Source organism: Spirosoma oryzicola, assembly GCF_021233055.1.
GTDB lineage: Bacteria > Bacteroidota > Bacteroidia > Cytophagales > Spirosomataceae > Spirosoma > Spirosoma oryzicola.
In genome coordinates this window covers 1,609,440-1,626,653 of the sequence record NZ_CP089538.1, presented here as the reverse complement: position 1 = coordinate 1,626,653, position 17,214 = coordinate 1,609,440, and the positions used below count along the sequence as shown (strand labels likewise).

General features: G+C 51.8%; 14 protein-coding genes and 1 tRNA gene. 6 read left to right on the top strand and 9 right to left on the bottom strand.

Annotation, left to right across the window (positions count from 1 at the left end; genetic code table 11):
• Nucleotide 1: 1 nt before the first annotated feature.
• The 3 genes from LQ777_RS06590 to LQ777_RS06580 are packed head-to-tail and all read right to left on the bottom strand — an operon-like array spanning nt 2 to nt 3,305.
• Nucleotides 2–1,180, bottom strand: coding sequence for a Gfo/Idh/MocA family protein (locus LQ777_RS06590; protein ID WP_232561730.1), 1,179 nt, complete (start codon nt 1,178–1,180; stop codon nt 2–4).
• On the bottom strand, nt 1,177–2,277 hold the full coding sequence (locus LQ777_RS06585; RefSeq protein ID WP_232561729.1) for a glycosyltransferase: 1,101 nt from the start codon (nt 2,275–2,277) through the stop codon (nt 1,177–1,179). The genes LQ777_RS06590 and LQ777_RS06585 overlap by 4 nt, the downstream gene beginning before the upstream one ends.
• Nucleotides 2,277–3,305 carry a glycosyltransferase family 4 protein gene (locus LQ777_RS06580; protein WP_232561728.1) on the bottom strand — a complete coding sequence of 343 codons (1,029 nt, stop codon included), beginning with the start codon at nt 3,303–3,305 and terminating at the stop codon, nt 2,277–2,279. Before LQ777_RS06580 ends, LQ777_RS06585 begins: the two co-directional genes overlap by 1 nt.
• A 201-nt stretch (nt 3,306–3,506) precedes the next feature.
• Between LQ777_RS06580 and LQ777_RS06575 the strand changes: the two genes are divergently transcribed.
• Together LQ777_RS06575 and LQ777_RS06570 are read left to right on the top strand one after the other, a co-directional pair.
• The gene (locus LQ777_RS06575; protein ID WP_232561727.1) at nt 3,507–4,973 is read left to right on the top strand and encodes a hypothetical protein; all 1,467 of its coding nucleotides are present in this window, start codon (nt 3,507–3,509) and stop codon (nt 4,971–4,973) included.
• Nucleotides 4,974–4,999: 26 nt separating this feature from the next.
• Nucleotides 5,000–5,878: a glycosyltransferase family 2 protein gene (locus LQ777_RS06570; protein ID WP_232561726.1), complete on the top strand. Its 879-nt coding sequence runs from the start codon at nt 5,000–5,002 to the stop codon at nt 5,876–5,878.
• On the opposite strand, the gene LQ777_RS06565 is transcribed toward LQ777_RS06570, so the two are convergent.
• The 6 genes from LQ777_RS06565 to tgt form a co-directional block, all read right to left on the bottom strand.
• Entirely contained in the window at nt 5,879–7,108 is a 1,230-nt protein-coding gene (locus LQ777_RS06565; RefSeq protein WP_232561725.1) for a glycosyltransferase, read from the bottom strand.
• Nucleotides 7,105–8,340: a lipopolysaccharide biosynthesis protein gene (locus tag LQ777_RS06560; protein WP_232561724.1), complete on the bottom strand. Its 1,236-nt coding sequence runs from the start codon at nt 8,338–8,340 to the stop codon at nt 7,105–7,107. The genes LQ777_RS06565 and LQ777_RS06560 overlap by 4 nt, the downstream gene beginning before the upstream one ends.
• A gap of 18 nt (nt 8,341–8,358) precedes the next feature.
• On the bottom strand, nt 8,359–9,663 hold the full coding sequence (locus tag LQ777_RS06555; protein ID WP_232561723.1) for a nucleotide sugar dehydrogenase: 1,305 nt from the start codon (nt 9,661–9,663) through the stop codon (nt 8,359–8,361).
• Between the two features lie 65 nt (nt 9,664–9,728).
• The gene (locus tag LQ777_RS06550) at nt 9,729–10,823 is read right to left on the bottom strand and encodes a GNVR domain-containing protein (protein WP_232561722.1); all 1,095 of its coding nucleotides are present in this window, start codon (nt 10,821–10,823) and stop codon (nt 9,729–9,731) included.
• A 3-nt stretch (nt 10,824–10,826) separates the two neighbouring features.
• Nucleotides 10,827–13,163, bottom strand: coding sequence for an SLBB domain-containing protein (locus LQ777_RS06545; protein ID WP_232561721.1), 2,337 nt, complete (start codon nt 13,161–13,163; stop codon nt 10,827–10,829).
• Nucleotides 13,164–13,315: 152 nt separating this feature from the next.
• Nucleotides 13,316–14,446, bottom strand: a complete 1,131-nt coding sequence (gene tgt / locus LQ777_RS06540; RefSeq protein ID WP_232561720.1) for a tRNA guanosine(34) transglycosylase Tgt — start codon at nt 14,444–14,446, stop codon at nt 13,316–13,318.
• Nucleotides 14,447–14,672: 226 nt separating this feature from the next.
• Here tgt and LQ777_RS06535 point away from each other — a divergent pair, with 226 nt between their 5' ends.
• The 4 genes from LQ777_RS06535 to LQ777_RS06520 all read left to right on the top strand — a co-directional run bounded on the left by LQ777_RS06535 (nt 14,673) and on the right by LQ777_RS06520 (nt 17,164).
• Nucleotides 14,673–15,854 (top strand): glycosyltransferase, encoded by a 1,182-nt coding sequence (locus tag LQ777_RS06535; protein ID WP_232561719.1) that lies wholly within the window; start codon nt 14,673–14,675, stop codon nt 15,852–15,854.
• A 76-nt stretch (nt 15,855–15,930) separates the two neighbouring features.
• Complete coding sequence (rsmG, locus tag LQ777_RS06530) at nt 15,931–16,560, top strand: 16S rRNA (guanine(527)-N(7))-methyltransferase RsmG (RefSeq protein ID WP_232561718.1); 630 nt, start codon at nt 15,931–15,933, stop codon at nt 16,558–16,560.
• Nucleotides 16,561–16,625: 65 nt separating this feature from the next.
• Nucleotides 16,626–16,955, top strand: coding sequence for a hypothetical protein (locus LQ777_RS06525; protein WP_232561717.1), 330 nt, complete (start codon nt 16,626–16,628; stop codon nt 16,953–16,955).
• 135 nt (nt 16,956–17,090) lie between these two features.
• Nucleotides 17,091–17,164, top strand: a tRNA-Asn gene (locus LQ777_RS06520).
• Nucleotides 17,165–17,214 lie beyond the last annotated feature (50 nt).

The window sequence follows — 17,214 nt, the reverse complement described above, 5'->3', positions numbered from 1 at the left end:
ATTAGAAAGAAACGGTGGATGGAGATGCGATTAGGTGCTCAACGTCGGCTTCCAGACGGCGCAACTCAGCCGGAACATCAAAACGCGACATGGCCTGACCGGTCAGTACCTGATCCCGAACGAACAGCATCAGTAACGTCGATAGCTCAACCTCATGCCAAGCGCGGTTATCGGCGCAAAACGGCTGTAACACCGCCCGTTCGTGCCCGACATCTTTCGGCGTAAAGTGCCAGTTTCGGCGTTTAGCTCCCTGATGGACGGTCAACTGTCGAAAGTCGTCGATGTGCGCAATGAGGTCATTGTATTGTAGGTGCATGGCCTCCCGAACGCCTTCGAAGGATTCTGCTCGCGACGTGAACAGCATGGAAACAAGGTCGTGCTGATCCGTTGTAAAGGTTATAACCAGATTATCGTCGGGTTCATCAGGATTGGCGTAAGCGATCTGAACCGCAATCCAGTCGGGCAAACTCCGCCAGGCAAACAGGTGAATCGTCAAGTCAATCCAGTGCCCTATGTTTCCACAAATACGGGTGCCTTCGTCAGGGCGTCTATACCAGTGATCGGGCGGAATTACGTGACCGTTAATGACGTAGTTAAGGCTAAAACTGCCTGCCGTTTTCTGAGTAATCACATACGGTTTAAGCACCTGAATCGCTTCTGAGTAAGGTCGGTTGTAGCCCGCAAAAACCTGCCCTGACGATTGCCGAGCAGCCACGCTCAGCTCAATGAACTGACACCGCGTAACGGCAATCGGCTTTTCAACGTACACGATTTTGTTACGCTGCAAGCCTGCAATGGCATAAGCCGCGTGCGATGCGTGGTTGGACAAGATGTACAAAACGGCCAGCGCCGGATGGTTTAGAACGGCGTCTACAGTAACGGCGATCTCCCGAAAACCATAATAATGGCCTAAAGAATGCGCTTGCTGAAGATTGACATCATACGCGCTCAGAAAGCCATTCCTGCGGTCCTTTTGCAGAAAAAAACAGACGCTGCTAAACGCAAACTGGCCACAGCCGATCACGGAAATCGTCGCCTTACAGCGATACGAAATTCGTTTACGCAACCAATGCGGGCGAGTGCGGGCAATTGCTTTGTTAAGCGCTCTCGGCCAGCCGTAGATCCGGGCAAACCGAACCAGTTTCAGCATCTTCAGTATGATTCCCAACTGCTCGTTCATCCTAGTGCATCTTCGTAGAATCGTTCCCACTGCGCGACGTTCGCGTGAATATCGAATCGGCGTGCCAACTCGGAAGCTCCTTGTCGATACGACGCGTACGCATCGACAGACAGGCGCAAAAACTGTTCGATAGCATGACACAAATCGCTGGGGTTATTGTCGACCCAACACCCAGCCCGTTTTGTTTCGAGCAATTGCCAGGGCGTCCCGGTCGATGCGATAACGGGCGTTCCCTGCGCCAGCGATTCGATGACGACATTGCCGAAGTTTTCGGAATGCGAGGGCAGAATTGTCACGTAGGCATTGGCAAGCAACTGTTCTTTATGCTCACCATGAACTGGTCCAACGAAGGTTACTTTCTCCGTCAATGCCCAGGTTGTAACGAGTTCTTCGAGATGACTTTGGTAATTATTCGTGTCAGGTCCGGCAATCGTTAGTGAGTAAGCACCGCTCCGAAAAATAGCCGATTCACTCAGGGCTTCGAGGAGTCGATCAATAGCTTTGATGGGATGCAACCGCCCGATGAACAGCAAATACGGTTCCGGTTTACGCGTACGAGCCGGTGCCATTTCCATCATATTTTCCAATTCCTGTACCAGTGCGTTATGACCAAAATGTTGACGGATATGTACCGTCTCGGCTGGGCAAGTCGAATGAAAAATTACGTCCTTGCTTACAACGCGAAACAACCGCAGCAACCCTTGCTTGAGCCGGGATCGGTAGATCAATGCCCTTGGACTTAGCTCGCCGTGGGGTGCCCAGATTATTCGTTTACGCAACAGTCGCGCAGCGATAACCAGCACAACCGAGCTTGGATAAAACAGACTGTTGATATGGACCACTTCCACCTGCCGAATGGCCACCACAGCATACCAGATGTGCGCGAACGGCAGGTAGAAGTGCGGATTCTTTGTGTACATCACACGGCCACACGCCAACGTCAACCAACGGCTAGTAGGAACAGTCGATGGTATATCCTGCGACGTAGCTACCACCGTTACCTGATGCCCCGCCTGTGTCATCGCCTTTGCCTGCCAATAGATCGCATTGCTTGGCCCACCCATCTGCGACGGATAAAACCAATCGGCTGACATCATTATTCGCATACGTCTCCTGCTTCGCATCTGGTGTTAGCCAGTTGTTGATAAATGGACAGGTAACGAGCAGCAGCAATCGGAGCGGAATAGGTGACGGCATTACGCAGCCCCTCCTCAATGAGTTGTTGCCGATACAAATCATCGTCAATTAGCCGCTGGATTCCACTACGGATCGCAATACTGTCGTCCGGATCGACAAGATGAGCGGCCTTACCGGCTACGTCACGCATGGGCAAGCGGTCTGCGGTGAGTACCACCCGCCCTACTGCGTTGGCTTCCAGAATAGGCATCCCAAACCCTTCGTAGGTAGACACGAACGTAACGATGTCGCTTGCCACATAGAGCGCCAGCATATCATCCTGACTTACGTTAACGTAGTTTTGGTACAGAATCTGCCGGTCACGAAGCACACGAACAAGGTCTTCTGACAGAGGGCCAACGATACTTAACAGGCAGGATACTCCCTCAATGGCTTCGAGCAGTCGAGAAACGTTTTTATGGGGTGCGGTGCCGATCTGTAACAGCACGGGTCGTTGTTTTCGAAACGATTGGGCGTGATACACAAAACGCGGGTCGTAGGCATTAGGAACAACAACAGCCTTCTTCGCGACTCGGCCTAAATACCGTACTAAATCCTGCCGACTTTTTTCCGACACGACCGTGACGACAGCAGCATGGCGCACGGGCAGGTAAAACCAGAATAGCCAGAACAACCCGTACCGCAGCGGATTATGTCGATTCTTTTCCAACGTAATGCAATCGTGAACCGTCAACAGGGTGCGCCAACGGGACAAAGCCAATACCGCGTAGTGCGCATCACCCGTAACGTGGACCAACCCACTGAACCGTTGTCGCGCGATGAAACGTAGGTTCTGCCATACGGATCGTAGTCCTCTACTGATGAATGGAAGCTGAACGTGCTCAACACTGATCGAGGGATCTTTTTCTAATTCCCGGCGAATTGCACCAAAGAGCTTTTCGATGCTGTGCCCGGTACCAAGGCTTCGGGATAAGTACGTTACGGTCATGCTGCTGTTACGGAAAATGGACCGTTTTTTGTACCGTCTTTCTAAAAATTGGCGACAAGTGATCGCGACTACTCACGTCGCTTTTGCCTTTAATCGACCATCTTTTCGTCCACACGGTCCTTGGTGATCCAGTCCGTCGTTATTGCATCTTTCATGCCATCTACACCTATACCGCTTCGTATATCAAGGCTTTTTTGGACAATGAGCGGTCTTGTTATGGGCTTCATCAGTCTTTTGTTCTGGCTCTTGTTCAGCTACGATGAAGAGCGTTTCTACACAGGAAGCAATCATTTCTTGCTTCCCTGGATTTTCCTGACGGCGCTTATTCTAGCGACGCCGAGCCTCTATTTATGGGCTACAGAACGGTTTGACCCGTTCAATCCACTTGTTTTTGCGGCCTGGTCTTATCTGGGACCGGCCTTTGGTTTAGGAAGTTTGTTATTGGCCGCTGATCTGGTTAATCCGTATTTTTTCACGCAGATTGCCAATCCGAAAGCAAGTTTACCGCTGGCACTCATCTACGTTTCGGTGGGCTACGTGGGTTTGACGGTTGGTTTCCTATTGCCCATTGGCCGAAAAACTGGCGAACGCCTTTCCCAAAAACTTCCGTCGGGTGACTGGCCGCTTTCAACCCTATTACTACCGGCACTGGTTTTGCTGGCGCTGGGTTTCGCGTTTTACTTACTGGCCTGGCTCTCCGGCAATATCGGTTTTCAGCTGGCCGACAAGGAAAACGAATTGGGAACAACTTACTTCTTTATGTCGCTGCTCACCGTTCTCGCCAGTTTTATGTTGTGGCAGTACATATTCAGGACGAAAACGACGGGACAGAGGCTTGTCGTTGCGCTGGTATCCGTGTTAATGACGATGGGCGTTCGTATTGTGCTGGGTGGAAACCGGGGAGCCATCCTGGTCTTCGTGTTCCTGATTCTCATGGCATTCGTCTATTCGGGACGGCGTTTCACCCGTAACCACGGCCTGCTATTTGGCTCATTGGCCACCGTCGGCTTATTGCTAGGCATCATCTACGGCACGACGTTCCGGATTCTGAAAGCGTCGGAAGCCAAAATGAGTCTGAGCGATTATGTGTCTACGGCCACGACTACGCTGGGAACGCTCACCGACGAACAAAATACAGAGTTGGTCCCAACCATGCTGACGATATTCGGGAGTCGCCTTGAAATGACGAGTACCGTTGGTGTGTGGGTATCGAACTACGAACGGCTCAAACCCGACGAAGAAAAACTGGGTATCGATGGCAACATCTGGATCGCTACCTGGACGGCCTTCATTCCCCGGTTTATCTGGAAAGACAAGCCCGAAATATCGAATCCGCGCCGATATAGTTTGCTTTATTTCAACTTTGCGAAAAACTCATTTGCCATCACGCCCATGATCGACCTGCTGCGCAACTACGGCCCAGCGGGTGTTCCGGTTGGTATGGCGCTTCTAGGCGTTCTATTACGCACCCTATACACGTCGCTTGTTCAAAATCAGTCGCTTACCATTGGGCGAACAACGGCCTATTACATGCTGCTGACGACGGTATCGTACGAAGGGTTCTACGGGACAATCCTGCCTACCCTGGTTCGGGTTGGATTTGTCGTCGTCCTTGGCCTTTATCTCACCAATGTTCTTGTCCAATGGCAGATTCGCCGTTCCCTGTAAGCGAACAGAGAACCCACCAAAAAGCCATGCCTACCACGCCAACTTCCATTGTGATCGTTTCTCCGGTGCATAACCGCTGTGCACTTACTCAACAGTGCCTGCGCAGTCTTGCCGCTATCAACAGCGAAGGCTTAACGGTACACATCATCCTTGTTGACGACGGTTCAACGGATGGAACCCGGTCGGCCATTGAACGCGAGTTCCCAGCGGTTCAGCTGGTTGCAGGGGATGGTACGTTATATTTTACCGCTGGGGCGAATCTAGGTATCAAAGCCGCCCTGGTGCATAAGCCGGATTACATTTTGCTCATCAACGACGACACGTATTTCGATACCGATTTTTTACGATACCTAGTCGAATGCGCCGAAACCCATCCACGTAGTGCCGTTGGCGGTTTGCTACTACGCTGGGACGAACCGCACCGCGTCTTTCAGGTAGATCCACGCTGGGACACCTGGTACGGTGGCTGGCGGCATCAAACGCAACTAACTATAGAAACGGTACCTGAGGAAGCCTTTCGGGTTGCTACGCTAGCAGGAAACTGCGTGTTGTTCCCGACCCGCGTTTTTGCCGAACTTGGTTTTATGGATGAGGTTCGGTTTCCGAACTTCGGTGATTCAACATTCACGGCTCGCCTTCGTAAAAACGGATGGCAACTCTGGGTGGAGCCACGGGCCAAGGTATACAATCAACCTAATTCATTCCCTAAAACGCTGCGCTCGATGAGTTGGCCAAATCGTTACCAGGCCCTGTGGGGCGACTTACGCAGTTATCATAATCTGCGCGGGCGGTTTATGCTCTATTGGGTCACGGCTCCAACTCAATTTCAAGCAGTTGTGGCGTTCGGTATCTTTTTCGTCCGGTTGATTCTTCGCGGCATCGGTGTGACCAAAAACTGGCCTTGACTATGGGTGCTCTTGGCGTAGCCCAGCCATTTGGGCGATATAATCCAATGTAATTTCGGCGCAGGATTCCTCTAGAAAATGGGTTAAAACCGTCTGCTGCGCCTTCCGCCCCATCGCCTGACGCAGCAATGAATTATTGACCAATCGCCGAACGGCATCGCTTAGTTCGCGCGCATTTCCTGGCTGAACCAGCAATCCATTTTCGCCGTGCTGAACAGCCTCGGGTATCGCATTGATGTTCGAAGCAATCACCGCTTTGCCTAAAGCCATCGCTTCGAGCAATGCGCCCGGTAATCCTTCGCGGTAACTCGGCAAGACAAAAAGATCGGCTAACCGTAAAAACCGGAGTAGATCAGACCGTTGGCTCCCCAACTGAGCGGGATGAATAAGCCGAACAAACCGCTCCATTTTATGCAACTGAATAAACGCTTCCATAACCGGATGCCCTTCACCCGTACCAACCCAAATCCAGACCAACTCCGGTTCGCACTCATGTAGTAACCGAGCGGCCTCCAGCCAGACCTGAAAGCCTTTTCGCTCAATCACATTGGCGAGCGTCATCACGACTAGTGCTCCGTCAGGCAGTGAAAAACGTCTACGCTCGACCTGTATGTCAAGCGGTTGCGCTAAAACGCTTCTGATTTCACTGACGTTGACACCCGTGTAGGCTACGGGAATTGTTCGCCAGATAGCGGGCGTTGTATACCACCGCAAACTCTCTTTCATTTCCCGATTGGAAGCCAACAGGTAAAAACGCGTTCGCTCCAGGAGCCGGAACTTTAAACGGCTCAACCCGTTAGCCAGCGTTGGTTTGTTGGAATGAGCGATGTGCAGCATCACAAACGTAGGCATTTGCCGTGCCAGCCAGCTCAACAGCAGAAAATTCGACCAGGGTGCCGCATCGATAAACACCACTTTGTCCTTGGATCGCTGCTTTGTCAGGTGTCGGGCCAGCACGAAATGACAACGCCAGTCGCGGCCACGTCGGCGGATTTTAGACCAGACCGTACGCGCTTTCGCCAAATCAACATGAGCGTCGAAAAAAGTAACCGTCACATTTTCCTGATCCAGATAAGCTAGAATTTTTCCCGTCGTTCCAGCCGGTATTAAAGCGCTAACTCGATAACCACGAGTCAGTGCCAACCGCATGACACCCAGCATTACCAGCTGTGCCCCGCCCCATTCGAGGTAATTCCAGACAAAGACGATTTCGGGCTTTTTAGTGTTCATTCTGTTTTTAGAAAGACGTACAGCGTCAGCCCAGACTGGCAGAAAGCACTTAGGCACGTAGCCAGAGCGGCACCCCAGATGCCGTAGGCTGGCGTCAACGCGCAGTTGAGCAATACGTTGACGATTGCGCCCACCAGATAGCAACTAAAAATAGGACGCGTTATGGAAAAGGCGTAGAGTTTTACTTCCAGGATGTAGCTGGCGGTCATACCTAGATAGGCGAACGCGATAACAGGGGCAATCCGAAAAGCGGGTTCATACGATTTCGACAGCAACAGCCTTCCAACTTCGGCAGACAGGTTGAAAAACAACAGACAGATAACGCCGACGACCAGCACATACAGCCAGAATACGCGAAGCAATAACGGATTTGCCGATGAGGGCTTTTGTCCACTGCCCTTCAACTGCATCACCAAAGGCGTCAGATACGCCTGCACCGGCATGGACAGCAGCACGATCTTTGAGCCCAGACTATAGCCTACGCTGTAGTAACCAACATCGGCACTTGACCCGTATCGTTCAATGAAATACCGATCCACGTAGTTGATGACCCAGGCGCACACGGCTGACCCCAGCAACGGGCGCACGTAGGCCCAGAACGGGTTCCAATACGAAATTGAATCGGCGTCACTTATTCGTCCGAATGCCGCTCGTAGGGCAGAAAACCCAGTTAGCATTACCACTGCAAAGCCTCCATTCAGCAGCGCCAGCACAATCCACAGTCCGGTCTGCTGCCGCTGATTACTTACGACAAGCAAAACGATCAACAGCGCGTTGACAAACGAATACAGGACCTGGGTTCGGCTAAAGGCGCGGTGACGGGCGAGCGCGTTCATGTATTCCAACCCAAGTGCATAAAAGCCCTGTCCTACCAGGGCTAACCCGGCTAAGGCCGCCAGCAGGCTATTGGCCATCAGTACTCCCCAAAGCGTAATACTCGTTAACAGACCGGCGTATACAAGCAGCATAACCCGCAGGTGAAAGCGTAGCACGGCATCGGTTGGCGCAATGGGCAGTAGCGCCCGCATCGACTTCAGGGTTGGCGTGATGAGTACGGTGTTCGCCAGCATCAGGCTAACGTAACCCAGATTGTAGTTTCCCACAGCATCCGGCGACAGGTACAAGGCGATGAGTTTACCCGTGACCAAACCTAGCAACGCCGTTGCGCCCTGAGCACCGACGAGTAATCCCAACGACCGGTTGATCGGCCAGCTTGTCAACGCTCTACCCATGCGTGATAGCCGCTTTTCTCACAGACGCCAGTAATCGATACCACTCTCTTTTTCGACCACATACAACCCTTTAAGATCCAGCAGAATTGGACTTCCGTTCATCAATGATTTGAAATACGTGCTGTCCAGCGTCCGGTAGTTGGTGTGTCCCACGGCCACGATCACCGCGTCGTAATGGGTCGAGGGTGTATCCATCAGCGTCATTCGGTACTCTTGCGCTACTTCGTTCGGCGATGCATGCGGATCAACTAAGTGTACGTTGATGGCAAATTTCATCAGCTCGCGCACCAGATCGGCCACTTTCGAATTTCGGATGTCGGCGACATCTTCCTTGAACGTCAAACCCATGACCAACACCTTTGTCTGACGCGGATTTTTCCCGCGCTGAAGCAGCATCTGCACCAATTTGGTGGCGATATAAGCGGGCATTCCGTCGTTAATGCGCCTGCCGGAGTGAATCACCTGCGGATCATAGCCCAGCTGACGAGCTTTGTAAAGCAGGTAATACGGATCGATGCCGATGCAGTGCCCACCCACCAGACCGGGCGTAAACGGCAGAAAATTCCATTTGGTCCCCGCAGCTTTCAAAACCTCCTGCGTATCAATGCCCATTTTGTCGAAGATAATCGCCAGTTCGTTCATCAACGAAATGTTCAGATCGCGCTGCACATTTTCGATTACCTTGGCCGCTTCGGCTATTTTAATCGTTGGTGCTTCGTAAACGCCCGCCCGGATGATCGATTCGTAAACAGCCGTAATTTCCCGGAGCGCTTCGGCATCACTGCCCGACACAATTTTAAGAATATCAGGCAAGGTGCGTTGCTTATCGCCGGGATTGATTCGCTCGGGCGAGTATCCTACTTTAAAATCCTCGCCGAGCCGCAAACCAGATTGCTGCTCAAGGATCGGGATGCAGTCGTCTTCCGTACAGCCGGGGTACACCGTCGATTCGTACACTACGTAATCGCCGGGCTTCAGCACGCGGCCAATGGCTTCGGACGCGCGTTGAAGTGGTTTCAAATCCGGAACTTTGTAATCGTCAACCGGCGTCGGAACGGCAACGACGAAGAAACTCGCCTGTTTCAACTCGTTGGGATCAGCGGTAAACGTAATGTCGGCCTGGTCAAAAGCACTCGGCGGCAACTCCCGTGAGGGGTCTTCGCCCTGCTTTAGCATAGCCACACGCTCCGCACTGATGTCGAAGCCGATCACCCGAAACTGCCGGGCAAACTCGAGCGCGATGGGCAAGCCAACGTAGCCCAGTCCAATCACGGCAAGCTTCTTTTCTTTCTGTTTGAGTGCGTTGAACAAGGGCGTATTCAATTGAAAATGGCTATTTATATCGTTCCTACAATCGGTTCGTTGGCGTCGAACCGACTCTCTGTTAATCAAGTCTGGATGATGGCTTGCAGTCGTCCCGCCCAATTAGCCCGCTGGGCCAGCAGGTAGGCCATACCAAGAAAAAAGCCCGCAACGGCATACGCCAGCACCATCAGGGTTCGCTTTGGCGATACACGAAGCGTCGGAACAGTAGCCGGTTCGAGCACCTTAAACACCGGGGTTCGTTCCTGCACTTTTAACTTGGCCTGCTCAAACTGACGCGACAATTCCGTGTAAACCGTTTGCGCAATCGTCAACTCCGCTTCCCTTCGCTGCTTTTCCATCGTAGCCGCCAGAACCACAAAATTTTTGTGCGCATCGTTGTAATGAAACACCTGATACTGTGCCGTTTGGTACCGTTTTTGCGCTTCGCTTAGCCGTTGCGCGTAGAACCGTAAATCCTGCCGGGCCTTCTCGGTTCGATAGCTGGTCACGTATTGCGTCAGATAATCCATGGCCCGTTGCGCGACAGCCGCGGCTACGTGTGCATCGGGCATTTTGGCGGTGATGGTAATCACGCCCGACCGCGTATCCAGCCGGGCATCGACCCGTTTGCCGATTTCAGCCACTAACTCTTCCTGCTGTTGCGTCAGTTCAACTGGCTTACCGGCCTGCGTTCGAATCCGCTTGAGAACCTCTTCCCTATCGCTTGCGAACCATCGTACCAGCAAACCATTATTTTCCGTCAGCACCTCTGCCACGGTAGTTTGTTTTCCACCCGTCTGCGCGACAACCTGATCGAGCAGAAATAGCACGAACGGCGTACTTTGGAGTACATTCGGGTACAGATCCGGGCGCACCGCATCGACACCTTCGGCATCCGACAAATCGAGCCCCGAAATGCGCGCAACGGACGCGAGTTGTTTAAACATACCGCCGGTCGCACTGTTCATCTCCGGCATAATCCGGGCGTTGGAGACAAACTCGGCGGGGGTCAACAACGCTACCCCAACACCCACTAGCGCACACAAAGCCGTAATACCCGCTAACCGCAACCGTCCCTGCCAGGCAAGGCGTACCAAGCCGCTAAACGACAGATTGATACAGTCATCAGGTCGTACCTGTTCTTTCTGGGCAGGTTCTGTTACTAGTCTGTCTGGCATCAATCAGTTTGCAAAGATGCGTAAAGCGGTTAATACCACAGCCACCGACGAAGCAATGACCCCCAGCAACGCGGCCCGTTCGGCAGACGAGGTTTTGCTTTGTTCCTTCGGCGGCACGGCGGGAACGACAATCTCCATCCCACGCTCCGGCTTCGGAAACCGGTGAATACCCAGCACTGACTTGGTCGGTCTGATTTTGCCGTTGGCCGCCACTATGTAGCTTTTTCGACGAAACGCTTTCCCCGTAAAATTGCCAGCTTCGGCGATGTAATCTCGAAATGATTTAGCCGGATCGTACTCAACAATCGCGGGGTTCAGCACCTCACCACGAATTCGTACCAGTTCGGCCCGGCGCGGAATCACAATCGAATCACCGTCCTCCACCAGAAGGTTACCCAGATCAGCAGGGTTCACCAGGATTTTACGCAGATCGACGGATAGATTCTCACCCTTACGTACAATTCGAGCAGCAGGCAAATACGCGTCAGGCTTCGCCATCCCGGCTCGAACGAGCAAGTCCGTAATGCGATCTGCCGATGTGCGAATGGCGTACACACCGGGAAAATGTACCTCACCCACTATCGTAGCGCTTTTCTGAGTCTCGTAGCGGGGCGACATCCGCACAAACACCTGATCGAAAGGCAATAACGTGAAGCGAGCGTCGGCTGGGTTGAGTCGTAAATTATGGTCGATGGCAAACGTCAGGATGCTCGTCGTCTGTCCTTCGGGTAGCCCTACGGTATCGGTGGTGATGCGCCGGGCGATTTCTATCCGCGAAGCAATAGCCCCTTCGGAAAAGCCGCCCGCCAGCACGATCAGGTTGGCGACCGTCATGCTATCGGCAAACGGAAACGAGCCCGCTTTGTTGACAGCCCCCTGAATTGACACCGTTCGCTCCCGCTGAAGCTCGCTCACCGCCCGGATCTGCACCCTGTCGTCGCGTTGTAGCGGGATGTCGGGAATTTCTCCCCGCATGAGTTTACCGATGTCTACCGAACGAAGTTCTGGTTCCAGATTAGGCCGCAGTCGCCGGATAGTCGCCTGATTTAGAAATGCATCTTCGCGCAGCCCCTCGGCACTCTTGATAAGCTGCTTCAGGCTGGTATTCCTTTCCAGAGAGAACTCTCCCGGACGAAATACCGCTCCCGCGATGGTCACTTTGTTATCAACCCGATCCAGAATAGTGCCAACGGTGTAGCGGTCGCCCGGCTTGGGCAGAAAACTGGTAATTTCGTTTCCCGAAACCGTGACGAGTTGTTGTTCCGTTGTCGTGTTTCGACGGAGATTGATGGTCGCCGTATACGCCCGGTCCGTAAACCCTCCGGCAAAGGTCAACACCTGCTGAAGTGTTTCGTCCGGTTTGACTTCGTACGTGCCGGGTTGTTTTACCTCGCCTGTCAGTTCGACGCGCGTGGTGTAGTGATCAACGAAAATAATATCCTGGTCAGCCAGGCGAACATTGTCTTTCTGATCGGCACGAAGCAAAAAATCATACGCGTCGAGCGTTCGGATGAGCCGGTTTCCTCGGTACACCTTAATCGCCCGAAACGTACCCCGCTCGGGCGAAGGGCCGCCCGCTGCGTATAACGCATTGAAAACCGACGCCAGCGACGAAAGCGTGTACGTACCGGGCCGAACGACCTGCCCCATCAGTGTTACCCGAATGCTTCGAATGCTGCCAAGCGTAACCTGCGCCCTGATACCGCTCCCCGCCGAGTTGAGATCCTGGTACAGCGTTCGAAGGCGATTGACAATCCGTTGTTCGGCCTGCTCAATGGTCAAACCGTTGACGTAGATGGGACCAAGATTTTCAATCCGAATGCTTCCTTCGGGGCTTACTTTAGGATGGTAGGTTTGCTGAGCGTTGCCGTACACATCGATGATTAACTCGTCTTCGGGGCCTAGCTGGTAATTGCGGGGCGTTGGGATACGCAAATTCGGCTCAAACGTGAGATTTGTATTGGTGAATAGAGAAGCGCCAAAAACGGTCGATTGAGTAGAAACCGGTTCCGGCAAGACTGGAATAGCCGGAGCTTCACGCACGACATTAGTTTCAAGGGAGTTTTTACCCGTCATCGGCGATAGTGACGGTGGCGCAGTGCTTTTCAGCTGATTGACCCGCTGACGTATTTTGTCAAAATCAGCCGATGAGAAGCCACGGCTAAGTGCCGTTTGTTCTACTTGCTCAACGGACATACCGGTAGCTTGAGCTTGCTGCACCAAACGCTGTACCTGTTCGTCGCTCAGGCTTTGTAGCTGCTGAGCACACACACAAAGCGACGTGACAAGGCAAATCAGAAATAGAGCCAATGCGCCAATAAAGCGCAAAACAACGGACAAAATCAACGGTTCAGATTACGGATAGATACCTTCCACATTTGTACACATTATGTGCCATTCTATCGACAAACGAACAAAAAATTTAAAACCCTCCGCAGAGTCAACGTTGCGGAGGGTTTTAAATCGTCACGACGCTAGCCACGACTGTACGGTTACAGCCGCTGCATTAATTGAGGAATCACGCTATTTTTCCAGGATACAAAGTCACCGGCAGCAATGTGCGTCCGAGCTTGCCGAACCAGCCAGAGATAAAACGTCAGGTTGTGCACACTGGCGATCTGCCCGCTCAACAGCTCTTCCGCTTTAAACAGATGGCGGACGTACGCTTTGGAGTAGAACGTGCTGGCATAGCCACCTAGACCGGGATCGATCGGGCTGTAATCACGGCTCCATTTTTCGTTTTTGATGTTGATAATACCTTCCGTCGTGAACAAAATACCATGTCGGGCATTACGGGTTGGCATAACGCAGTCGAACATGTCAACCCCTAATGCAATCGCTTCCAGGATATTCGCAGGTGTTCCAACGCCCATTAGGTAGCGAGGTTTATCGGCGGGCAAAATACCGTTGACCAGTTCGATCATCGAATACATTTCTTCAGCGGGTTCGCCTACCGCCAGTCCGCCAATAGCGTTTCCTTCCCGTTCTTTCGAGGCAATCACTTCCGCCGACTGGCGTCTCAGATCAGGATAGGTGCTACCTTGGACAATCGGGAACAACGTTTGCCGGTAGCCGTAATGGCCTTCGGTCGTGTCAAAGCGGTCGATGCAACGGTCAAGCCAGCGGTGGGTCATTTCCATCGACTGCCGGGCGTAGCCATATTCGCAGGGATAGGGCGTACACTCGTCAAACGCCATGATAATGTCAGCGCCAATCGTCCGCTGAATATCCATCACCCCTTCGGGCGTAAATCGGTGGCTGGAGCCGTCGATATGGGATTTGAAGGTTACACCCTCTTCTTTGATTTTTCGCGTGTTCGACAAAGAATATACCTGATAACCACCCGAATCGGTCAGAATAGGCCGACGCCAGCCGTTAAACGCATGCAATCCCCCCGCCTGACGCAACACCTCAAGACCGGGTCTCAAATAAAGATGGTACGTATTTCCGAGAATAATGTCGGCGTTGATATCTGTTTCGAGTTCGCGCTGGTGAACCGCTTTCACCGTCCCAGCTGTCCCGACAGGCATAAAAATTGGTGTCTGAATAGGTCCATGATCGGTTGTCAACGTGCCCATTCGGGCCTTCGACTGTGGGTCATGGTCAGTAATTGAAAAAGTCATACAACAAAGATACAAGGGAACAGAGCGGGGTGCAAGGTGCGGGTATAAAGCAAGAAGCGTAGTCTGGAGCACGATGCGTATTCTATTGACGGCTCTCATTTATCCTTTCTGCGAAATCCCTGTCCCGGACTCTTTGCGTCATTCCTTGCTCCCTGCACCCCACTCACGTATCTTTGCCGTTTGTTCAGAAAACCATTCGCTTAACGATCAAACCTTTCCGTTCTTTGTGATTACTTCGCTGCTGATATTCTGGCTAGTTATGGTCAGTATTCAGCTTATTTTTGTCCTCTTTATCTTCTCTCGTACCGCGTTTAGCGTTTTTCCGCCCCCCGTTAGCTTATCTGAAAATAAGCATCCGGCACAGCAAGGTGTTACCGTTGTCATTTGTGCCCGTAACGAACTAGACAACCTGACGGAGTTGCTGCCCCTGCTGGATGCGCAACACTACCCGACGTTTGAAATCCTGGTTATGGATGATCGCTCGACCGATGGCACCACCGCTTTTTTGGAAAACATAGCCACTGAACGCAACCACATTCGGTTTATCCGAATTGACAAAGAGCACGAACACGTAACGCCCAAGAAATACGCCCTGACCATCGCGCTCAAAAAAGCCCTCTACCCGACCGTCTTGCTGACCGACGCCGATTGCCGTCCTGCTTCAGCGGATTGGATAACACAGATGGTTTCTCAGCTGGCAACGGCTGACAAACAACTTGTCCTGGGCTTTTCTCCGTACGAACAACGACCGGGTTTTTTGAATCTGCTGATCCGTTCCGAAACGCTTTTTACCGCCGTACAATATTTTTCGTTGGCAATGGCTGGCCGACCCTACATGGGCGTAGGTCGTAATCTGGCTTATCGCACTCAGTTGTTCTTCGCCAACCGGGGGTTCTATTCGCACATGAACGTGGTGGGGGGCGACGATGACTTATTCGTCAATGAAGTTGCTACCGGTCAGAACACCGCCGTTTGCTTAGACCCAGCTACGTTTATGTGGTCGAAACCCAAAGAAACATGGGCGGATTGGCGGCTTCAGAAACGCCGTCATCTCAACGTCGGCAATTATTACACATTCGGCAATAAATTTCGGCTCGGCCTGCTTACAGGTTCTCATGTCCTTACTTGGTTTACTGGCCTATTCGTGGGTGCCGTGATTTTATACTATGAGATTGCCCACTACGCATTTACACCAGACGAATGGCTACTTTTGCTGATCGCTACGGGTACGTTTGCGTTCCGTATCCTCGCTTTTTGGGGAATTGTTGGCCGTATCAGTTACCGACTAGCGCATACCGTACCGTGGTCCATTATGCCCTTTATGGATCTGTTGCTGGCAACTTATTACGGCATCGCCGGTTTACAAACGATAATCAGCCAGCGTAAAAAACGAATTACCTGGCGATAGAACAGCTCATCGACCAGATGTAAAAGCCCGTTCACGAAGGCTGGATCTGGTTTCGCGCACTTAAGCTACTTACAGCATGAACATCGACCTTTTATTAAAATATTTTCCAAACCTGACCACCCAGCAGAAAGAACAGTTTGCGGCTCTGGATGGCTTATATCGCGACTGGAACGCCAAAATTAATGTCATTTCCCGGCAGGATATCGATTCGCTTTACGAAAAACACATTCTCCATTCGCTGGGTATTGCCAAGATTGTGCAGTTCAAGCCGGGCACCGAAATTCTGGACGTTGGAACGGGCGGAGGTTTTCCGGGTATCCCGTTGGCCATTTTGTTTCCGATGGCTGATTTTCATCTGGTCGATAGCATCGGCAAGAAAATAAAAGTTGTCGAGGAAGTTTCCGGAGCTTTGGGACTAACAAACATAAAAGCAGAGCAAGCGCGTGTGGAGCAGTTGAATACGACTTACGATTTTGTGGTTAGCCGGGCCGTTACACGTCTGAAGCCGTTCCTGGGCTGGGTGCGCTATAAAATCCACAAGGCTGGCAACAACGACCGACCCAACGGAGTTTTGTATCTAAAAGGTGGCGATCTGACCGAAGAACTAGCCGAAGTAACTGACCGTTACCGGGTTTATGACCTTTCAGACTATTTCGTCGAGCCTTTTTTTGAAACAAAGAAAGTAATTTACGTACCTAAAAAGTGACAACGGATTAGTATACGGCTGTTAACCGTCGTGTATCAAACAAATCTCACAGACTCTCACTAAAAATGGAAAAGTTTCACAGCAGCAGTTTCAAAGACCCAATTAACCGCGATGAAGTTGAATTCAACGATAAGGGTGTCACATTCCGTGTCAGAAAGCTGATCGGTGGTACCGACAACTTTGTATTCTACTCCGACATTTCGGGCGTTGAGATCGACAATGGCCTGTTCTTTTCGACAGTACGCATCCTACCACGCGCCCGGCCCGAGATCATCATCAAGAATTTTACGAAGAGCGACGCCCGGCGTATCAAGGAATTGATTCTCCAGAATGTTCCCAGCCATCGCCCCGACGCATTTGGAGGTCCAACCCAAGGTGGAACGCTTCCGAGATAGAAATTTTTTCAAAAGTTTCTCTTTTGGTTGTCAGCAAGTTGCACGATCAATGAGCTTTTTAAAGAAAAATAATAACACTTTTTTTAAGAAAAGACTTGCGTGGTGCCCGATTCCGGCCTACTTTTGCACCACGATTCCCGAATAGCTCAGTCGGTTAGAGCATCTGACTGTTAATCAGAGGGTCGCTGGTTCGAGCCCAGCTTCGGGAGCCTGATAGTCAGCCACTTATAGCCTTAAAACTGTAAGTGGCTTTTTTGTT

Excerpts from the sequence above, each read along its gene's own strand:
- LQ777_RS06585 (WP_232561729.1), bottom strand. The coding sequence starts at position 2,277 with ATGATGTCAGCCGATTGGTTTTATCCGTCGCAGATGGGTGGGCCAAGC.
- tgt (WP_232561720.1), bottom strand. The coding sequence starts at position 14,446 with ATGACTTTTTCAATTACTGACCATGACCCACAGTCGAAGGCCCGAATG.
- LQ777_RS06570 (WP_232561726.1), top strand. The coding sequence starts at position 5,000 with ATGCCTACCACGCCAACTTCCATTGTGATCGTTTCTCCGGTGCATAAC.
- LQ777_RS06550 (WP_232561722.1), bottom strand. The coding sequence starts at position 10,823 with ATGCCAGACAGACTAGTAACAGAACCTGCCCAGAAAGAACAGGTACGA.
- LQ777_RS06575 (WP_232561727.1), top strand. The coding sequence starts at position 3,507 with ATGAGCGGTCTTGTTATGGGCTTCATCAGTCTTTTGTTCTGGCTCTTG.
- LQ777_RS06565 (WP_232561725.1), bottom strand. The coding sequence starts at position 7,108 with ATGAACACTAAAAAGCCCGAAATCGTCTTTGTCTGGAATTACCTCGAA.
- LQ777_RS06590 (WP_232561730.1), bottom strand. The coding sequence starts at position 1,180 with ATGAACGAGCAGTTGGGAATCATACTGAAGATGCTGAAACTGGTTCGG.
- LQ777_RS06580 (WP_232561728.1), bottom strand. The coding sequence starts at position 3,305 with ATGACCGTAACGTACTTATCCCGAAGCCTTGGTACCGGGCACAGCATC.
- rsmG (WP_232561718.1), top strand. The coding sequence starts at position 15,931 with ATGAACATCGACCTTTTATTAAAATATTTTCCAAACCTGACCACCCAG.
- LQ777_RS06525 (WP_232561717.1), top strand. The coding sequence starts at position 16,626 with ATGGAAAAGTTTCACAGCAGCAGTTTCAAAGACCCAATTAACCGCGAT.
- LQ777_RS06560 (WP_232561724.1), bottom strand. The coding sequence starts at position 8,340 with ATGGGTAGAGCGTTGACAAGCTGGCCGATCAACCGGTCGTTGGGATTA.